At 62.8% G+C, this 6,516-nt stretch carries 6 protein-coding genes and 1 pseudogene; 5 read left to right on the forward strand and 2 right to left on the reverse strand.

Features of this window, described 5'->3' with window-relative positions; all coding sequences use genetic code 11:
* On the reverse strand, positions 1–129 hold a 129-nt coding region (locus Q427_RS30705; RefSeq protein ID WP_331280708.1), incomplete at its 3' end, for an undecaprenyl-diphosphate phosphatase.
* Between the two features lie 363 nt (positions 130–492).
* Between Q427_RS30705 and mgtE the strand changes: the two genes are divergently transcribed.
* Together mgtE and Q427_RS25230 are read left to right on the forward strand one after the other, a co-directional pair.
* Entirely contained in the window at positions 493–1,845 is a 1,353-nt protein-coding gene (gene mgtE, locus Q427_RS25225) for a magnesium transporter (RefSeq protein WP_043518122.1), read from the forward strand.
* A gap of 35 nt (positions 1,846–1,880) precedes the next feature.
* Positions 1,881–2,078 carry a hypothetical protein gene (locus tag Q427_RS25230; RefSeq protein WP_043518124.1) on the forward strand — a complete coding sequence of 66 codons (198 nt, stop codon included), beginning with the start codon at positions 1,881–1,883 and terminating at the stop codon, positions 2,076–2,078.
* Positions 2,079–2,318: 240 nt separating this feature from the next.
* Here Q427_RS25230 and Q427_RS25235 read toward each other — a convergent pair whose 3' ends face one another.
* The gene (locus Q427_RS25235; protein ID WP_043518125.1) at positions 2,319–3,476 is read right to left on the reverse strand and encodes a cation diffusion facilitator family transporter; all 1,158 of its coding nucleotides are present in this window, start codon (positions 3,474–3,476) and stop codon (positions 2,319–2,321) included.
* 323 nt (positions 3,477–3,799) lie between these two features.
* On the opposite strand from Q427_RS25235, the gene Q427_RS25240 reads away from it, so the two are divergent.
* From Q427_RS25240 to Q427_RS25250, 3 genes and pseudogenes are all read left to right on the forward strand, one after another.
* On the forward strand, positions 3,800–4,597 hold the full coding sequence (locus tag Q427_RS25240) for an undecaprenyl-diphosphate phosphatase (protein WP_043518127.1): 798 nt from the start codon (positions 3,800–3,802) through the stop codon (positions 4,595–4,597).
* Positions 4,598–4,641: 44 nt separating this feature from the next.
* Positions 4,642–5,705: pseudogene (locus Q427_RS25245) on the forward strand (FAD:protein FMN transferase).
* 77 nt (positions 5,706–5,782) lie between these two features.
* The coding region (locus Q427_RS25250; protein WP_043518129.1) for an NTP transferase domain-containing protein at positions 5,783–6,516 on the forward strand (734 nt) is incomplete at its 3' end.

The following is a 6,516-nucleotide window of genomic DNA, read 5'->3' on the forward strand; positions in this document are numbered from 1 at the left end:
GAAGGCCAGGCCCTGATCCTCCCACTCGGTCAGCACCGGCACCAGGATCAGGTGAGCCGAGCTGGAAATCGGCAGGAATTCGGTCAGCCCCTGAACGAGGGCGAGAACGGCGACCTGGAGCCAATCCATATGGCAACCCCTTGAAGCAAGGCCGTCGGCAGCGCGGAGGTGTCGACAGCATGAGTCAGTTCGACGCGCTGAGGATACACGCCCGTCCATGACTTGTCCGCTGCGTTTCCATTTCAGTCTTTACCACCGAATCGCGGTTGATTACCCTCCCGACCGCGACTAGAATCTCGACGCCGTCAAATGGCGGTACGAACCCATTCCGAGGAATTTATGGAACCTCCCAGTCGATATTACACGACGGAATTTCCAGCTGACCGCGCTGTGTCCTTGAACCGCGCGCACCGGATCCTGCCAGCGCCCTGTCGATAGGGTACTGATAGTTCCTTTGCGCGTGAGCCTCGACGCGCGCAAAGGAGCCCTACCATGAGCTATGCCGTTCTCGCTGCGTCCCTGCGCAGCGCCATGCAGCGCAACGACCAGGAAACGATCCATCGCCTGATCGCCGAGATGCAGCCGGCCGACCTGGCCGATTTCGTCCAGCACGAACAGACCGATACCGTGATTTCGCTGCTTCTCCACCTTCCCCTGGAGCGCCGTGCGGTGGCCTTCGGCTATCTCAGCGTGGCACTTCAGGAGGAGGTTGCCGCCACGCTGACCGACAAGAAACTCGGCGATCTTCTCGAGCATATGAGCGCCGACGAGCGGGCCGATCTCTTCAAGCTGCTTGACGAAGACCGCCAGCAGGCGCTGCTGAACTCTTTGGCCAAGGAGGCTCGCGAGGATCTACGCAAACTGGCCAGCTACGATGAAGGCACCGCTGGTGCGGTCATGACCTCGGACTATGTGGCGATCCCTGCCTACTACGATGTGAAGCGGGCATTGAAGACCATACGGAAAACGGGAGCCGAGGCAGAGACGATCTATCAGCTTTACTGCATCGATACCGCCGGACGCCTTCTGGGCACTGTCTCACTCCGTGAGCTGATACTGGCCGACACCGATACCCAGATCGCCGAATTGATGACCGAAGACGTGGTCCACGTGACCACCACCACCCCTCAGGAAGACGTCGCTCGGCTGATCTCGCGTTACGACCTGCTCGCCCTGCCGGTCGTCAACGGCGGCGAACAGCTGGTGGGTATCGTCACCTACGACGACGCCATGGACGTGGCCGAGGAAGAGGCTACCGAGGACATGCACAAGGGCATGTCCATCGGCAAGCTCGAGGGGGGCCTGCGCAGCGCCAGCCTGTTCGACCTCTACCGCAAGCGCATCGTCTGGCTGGTGCTGCTGGTCTTCGCCAACATCTTCTCCGGTGCCGGCATCGCCTACTTCGAGGAGACCATCGAGGCCTATATCGCCCTGGTGTTCTTCCTGCCCCTGCTGGTGGACAGCGGCGGCAACGCCGGCTCCCAGGCCGCCACCCTGATGGTTCGCGGCATGGCCACCGGCGACGTGCGCAGTCGCGACTGGGCCCGGCTGCTGGGGCGTGAGGTCTTCGTGGCGATAGGCCTCGGCCTGACCATGGCACTGGCCGTCTCGGTGGTGGGCGTATTCCGCGCCGGCACCGAGATCGCCCTGGTGGTGGCTATCAGCATGGTGCTGATCGTGATCGTCGGCAGCCTGATCGGCATGATTCTGCCCTTTATCCTCAACCGCCTGGGCTGGGACCCGGCCACCGCTTCGGCACCGCTGGTGACCTCCATCGCCGATGCCTCGGGGGTGTTGATCTACTTTGCCCTGGCCACGGCTATCCTGGGTCTCCCCGGCGCATAGCGAGAGAATGTGGCACGCTGACGGCCGGCGCACTGTTGTCCCAGGGGATCTCCAATGTCCCGGCGGCCATCCTGCTGGAAAACTTCACCGATGATTGGCGCGGCCTGGCCTGGGGCGTCAACGTGGAGGCTTCGGTCTGGCCATCGGTTCGATGGCCAGCATCATTGCACTTCGCCTGGCCCGGGAGAGAGGGCTATGGCGAGAGTTTCATCGCTGGTCGCTGCCATTGCTGATAGCGAGCTGGATAGCAGGAATGTTGTTGATGAAGTTAAACACCTTCACTCCCTATTCTTGAACCACGAGCGAATCACCACGACCAGGATGACCGTCAGCAGTATGGAGAAGGGAATGGCGATGAGCAGGACGGCAGGCTTGATCATCTCTGCGGCCATGGGGTTTCCTCGGATAGTGGATAGCGGGGGGAAGCATACCCTCCGGGATCGGTGCCAGGGTGTCAACTGCCGGTCATCGAGTCAGTCCAGGGCTTTTTCCGCTTCGACCCCGCCCAGCCAGGGCAGGTCGCTCGCCCGTTCAGCGAGACGCTCGGGAAGACGAGCCGCCACCGACGTCTCCAGCGCTTCGTCGACGAATACCACCACCGTGATCTTTCCATCCAGGTAGTGAAGCCGATACTCCACGATGTGTGGCCAGCAGGAGAGCGACGACCAGCGTTCTGCCAGTGCCTGTTCCACTGCCGGGCGCAGCGGCAGGCCAGGGAAGCGGCTGGGATCGCCTTCGCCGGCATCGTCCTCCGGGTCGATATGGAAGGTGACGTCGCTGAGTGCGGGATAATGCCGGCGCAGGCGTCGGCTCACCTCATTGCCTATTTCATGAGCCTCCGACACGCTGATGCGTGCTCCCACGACCACATGCAGGTCGACGATGACGTGTCCGGCCGATTGGCGGGTACGCAGGTCATGAACGCCTTCCACGCCGGGGACACCGAGGGCGACCTCGTGCATATCCTGCTGGGCATCTTCCGGGAGGGCGGTATCGACCAGTTCCCGGGCGGACTCCCACAGCAGATCCCAACCGACCTTTCCGACCAGCAGACCGACGATAATGGCGGCAATGGCATCCAGCCAGCCGACGCCGAACTGCGCACCGACCAGGGCGACGAGGACCACCGCCGTCGAGAGCACGTCGGAGCGGGAGTGCCAGGCATTGGCCTCGAGCAGTTTCGATTTCACACGCTTGGCGACGCCCATGGTGTAGCGGAACAGCGCCTCCTTGGCGAGCAGGGCGACCAGTGCCAGCAGCATGGCCCAGATGCCGGGAGCCGAGATCAGGGTGCCGGTGTACAGGCGCTGCAGGCTGGACCAGGCGATGGCCCCGGCCACGAAGATGAGCACGCTGCCCAGCAGCAAGGTGGCCAGGGTCTCGATGCGACCATGGCCATAGTGGTGGTCGTGGTCCGGCCCCTGCCGGCCGTAATGGGTGGCGGCCAGCACGAAGCCGTCGGTGATGAGATCCGAGAAGGAGTGGATACCGTCGGCGACCAGAGCGGCGGAGCCCACCAGCGTGCCCACGATGACCTTGGCAAGGCCCAGCACCCCATCCAGCCAGGCAGCAATATAGGTCGCCTGCTTGGCCTCCTGGTTGTGCCGAGCCTGTTCATTGGCGTTGTTCATGGTCGTGTCCTGCTCGATCGTACTGCAGAGCCATGGGCTTCCAGATCCCCTCTGTGTCAGGACGTCTCTGACACAGGCGGGAATCCAGTCGAAGAGATAGGTTGGCTCAGGGTGATTCTCGCACTCCCTCATCTTTAGTTGAAGGCCCATAGTATCGAGAAAAAAAGTGGGCGGCAGGGTAATCAACCGCGATTAGGTGGTAAAGACTGAAATGGAAACGCAGCGGACAAGTCATGTACGGGCGTGTATCCTCAGCGCGTCGAACTGACTCATGCTGTCGACACCTCCGCGCTGCCGACGGCCTTGCTTCAAGGGGTTGCCATATGGATTGGCTCCAGGTCGCCGTTCTCGCCCTCGTTCAGGGGCTGACCGAATTCCTGCCGATTTCCAGCTCGGCTCACCTGATCCTGGTGCCGGTGCTGACCGAGTGGGAGGATCAGGGCCTGGCCTTCGATGTGGCCCTGCACATCGGCAGCCTGGCGGCGGTGGTGGTCTATTTTCGCCAGGATCTGGTGCGCATGGGCGACAGCCTGATGGACTACGTTCGCGGTCGCGGTATGGATGCGGATGGTCGCCTGGCCGGCTGGGTGCTGCTGGCCACCTTTCCCGTCGGGCTTGCCGCGCTGATCTTCAAGACACCCATCGAAACCGTGATGCGTTCACCGCTGGTGATCGGCGTGAGCCTGATCGGCTTCGGTCTGCTGCTGGGTTATGCTGACTGGAAAAGACGCGCCGGTCGAAGTGAGTACCAACTCACGCTGAAGGATGCGTTGCTGATAGGCGGAGCCCAGGCGCTGGCGCTGATACCCGGCACATCACGCTCGGGAATCACCATTACCGCGGCGCTGCTGCTGGGGATGAGCCGGGAGGGTGCGGCCCGCTTCTCGTTCCTCATGTCGATCCCGGTGATCGTGCTGGCCGGTGGCCTGGAGGTCAGTGGGTTGATCCGGAACCCTGAACCCATTGCGGTTTCTGCATTGCTGGTGGGGGCGGTAATATCCGGTATCAGCGCCTATGTCTGCATTCACTACTTTCTGGCGTTCATCAAACGGATCGGTATGCAGCCCTTTGTGGTCTATCGCATCATTCTGGGCCTCTGGCTGCTATGGATCTTCTGGTAGCCGCAAGGCGAAACCCTGTTGTTCTCGAGGAGAGCTTCACCATCATGAGCCGACTTCCCCCTCTTCTTGCCTCGGCGGCGCTGCTGTTGCTGCTGATGGGCTGCTCGGAAAGCGACCGTCCGCTGGAGTCGCCGGTACAGCTCGAAGGCGCCATATTCGGTTCCTTCTACCAGGTTACCATAGGCGATCCCCTTACCCAGGGTGATGCACAGCGGCTCGAGGAGGGCCTGCTGGAGGTGCTCGAGGACGTGGATGCCAGCATGTCGATCTACCGCGAGGATTCGGAGCTGGTTGCCTTCAATCAGTCGCCGGTGGGCGAGTGGCAGCCGCTCTCCGATGAACTGATCGAGGTGCTGGCAATCAGCCGGTCGGTGGCCAAGGCCAGCGACGGTGCCTTCGATGTCACCATCGGTGGCCTGGTCAACTTGTGGAGCTTCGGCGCGAGGCGCGTCCTCGGGAGATACCGGATGAGGAGACCCTCAACGAACGCCTGGCCCAGGTGGGGCCCGACAGCATCGAGGTTGACGAGAACGGCTTGCAGGCCCGGCGCCTGCGCGACGTCTTCGTGGATCTCGGTGGCGTGGCGAAGGGGCATGGCACAGACCGGGTGGGGGCCTACCTGGATGGCCAGGGCATCGAACACTACCTGGTCAACCTTGGCGGCGACTTGATCGTGCGCGGCTACCGCGATACCGAGAGCCAGCCCTGGCGCATCGGGATCGAGGCGCCGCTGGACGATCGTCAGGAAGCGACCCATATCATTCCGGTCCATGACATCTCGATTGCGACCTCCGGCGACTATCGCAACTACTTCGAGGCGGACGGACAGCGTTTCTCCCACACGCTGGACCCGCGCACGGGTCGGCCCATCGACCATCGCCTGGCATCGGTCACCGTGGCGCACCCCTCCAACGCCTGGGCGGATGCCTGGGCGACCGCGCTGATGGTGCTGGGCGAGGAGGAGGGCATGGCGCTGGCCCGGAGTCAGGATCTCAAGGTGTTGATGCTGATCCGCGAGAAGGACGGCTGGTCCAGCGTGGCCACGCCTGCCTTTGCCGATCACTTCGGCCAGTCGCGGATGGAGGAGATGGAGATAGAGGTTCGCTGATACAAGCAGGCCGGGCGCTGATATTGGCTGCCGGTTACACTGTTGCGACACGCAATGTTCAAGGATAAGGAGTCAAGATGAGCCTCGACGTGGTGATTCTGGCCGCCGGGCAAGGGACGCGGATGCGCTCGCAGCTGCCCAAGGTACTGCACCGCCTGGCTGGAAAGCCGATGGTGTCTCATGTCATCGATACCGCCCGGCGGCTTGCGGCCGACCGGATGCATGTGGTGATCGGGCATGGCGCGGACCGGGTGCGGCAGGTACTCGGCGACTACCCCGTGCGCTTTGCCCTGCAGGCGGAGCAGAAAGGCACCGGTCATGCGGTGGCCCAGGCGCTGGATGGTCTCGGCAAGGGCAAGGTGCTGGTGCTGTATGGTGATGTCCCGCTGATTCGTCGCGAAACCCTGAAGGTCCTGCTCGACCAGGTCACCGAGACCCGCATGGGCCTGCTCACCGTGACTCTCGAAGACCCGAATGGCTATGGCCGCATCCTGCGCAACGATGCCGGCGAGGTCGTGGCCATCGTCGAGCAGAAGGATGCCAGCGAACGTGAGCTGGCTGTGCGCGAATGCAATACCGGCATCATGGCCATGACCGCCGCTCAACTGCAGCGCTGGTTGCCCCGACTCTCTGCCGACAACGCCCAGGGCGAATATTACCTGACCGATGTCATTGCCATGGCGGCAGCCGACGGTGTGGCGATCGCCACTGCCCAGCCCGACAACCCGCTGGAGGTCGAAGGCGTCAACAACCGCCTGCAGATGGCGCGCCTCGAGCGAGCCTACCAGCCGGTATCGCTGAGCAGCTCATG

It is taken from the genome of Halomonas sp. BC04 (assembly GCF_000568385.1).